This window comes from Microcoleus sp. w2-18bC1 (genome assembly GCF_036700365.1).
In the GTDB taxonomy this organism is placed as follows: domain Bacteria; phylum Cyanobacteriota; class Cyanobacteriia; order Cyanobacteriales; family Microcoleaceae; genus Microcoleus.
On record NZ_JAUBOS010000174.1, the window covers coordinates 1 to 1,045 of the forward strand.

Annotated in this window: 1 pseudogene; it reads right to left on the reverse strand. The window is 38.5% G+C overall.

The features are described from left to right. Positions 1-1,013, reverse strand: a pseudogene (locus tag QT979_RS28915) (IS5 family transposase); the annotation flags it as partial. Positions 1,014-1,045: the final 32 nt, after the last annotated feature.

Below are 1,045 nucleotides of genomic sequence, written 5' to 3' on the forward strand. Positions count from 1 at the left end.
TCTACAGACTCGTTAAAATTATCCCAACTAATCCGGTCTAGAAATACATAGCCATTACGACAACTCGCTGACAGCTTTGCCCCAAATTCGACGGATTTCCCGGCTTTTCCTCTAACTATCGGGCGGATGTGTGGTTGTGTTAAACTTACTATTCGGTCATCTATACTGTTTTTTTTGTTTTCATACATCCATAATTGTTGACGGTAGACTTCTGTTGCCACTAACAGCATTCTATAATAATATTTCCTCAGAGACTGTAGCTCTCCCATACCATCGATATGAGCTAAATTTCTTTTGATATATTGGAGTTGTTTTTTAATCGCTTTTCTTCGTACTTTTCGTGATGGTTTCCGGTTTTTTGCTACTGTTAAGTATGCTTTTCTGGCTGTGTTTCGATAGGTTCTTGGTTTTTTTTTTCGGGTGATTTAATTTGAGTGTGTAGAGCATCTATGATTTTTTCGGTATATTCCCTCCCTTGATTTAATAGTCCTAAGTCTGTCGGATATTTTATGTCTGCTGGAGCACAGGTTGCATCTAATATTAATTTTCCTTGATTTTTGTGTTCACTTATTCCTGATGACTTTTTTTCGACTTCCTCTCCTGGCAGTTCTGTCTGCTCTTTCACCATTTTTTCGTTAATTTTATTGATGAGGTTGACACCTATTCTTTGCCGAAAATGAACGAACATTGATGAGTCAAAGGGTGAAGCATCACTATAAGTAGTCATGCCTATAAAGTATTGTAGGTATGGGTTTTCTCTTATTTGTTCTACTGTTTCGGAGTCACTTGTTCCTAACCTTTCTTTAATTATTAATGCCCCTAATGCTATCCGAAACGATTTCGCTGGTGCTCCTGTTGAGACTGTAAAATTTTGAGCATATTCGGCTTCAAATTCTGACCACGGAATTATTTTGGCCATGATTACCCAACGATTATCCTCTGACAATTTCCCTGCAGATGGGCAGGTCAAAGTTGGATGGTGGGTTTGGGCTTGGGTCAACTTTTCGGTACATTACGAAAGTGATGCTGTACTAGGCTTTTGACT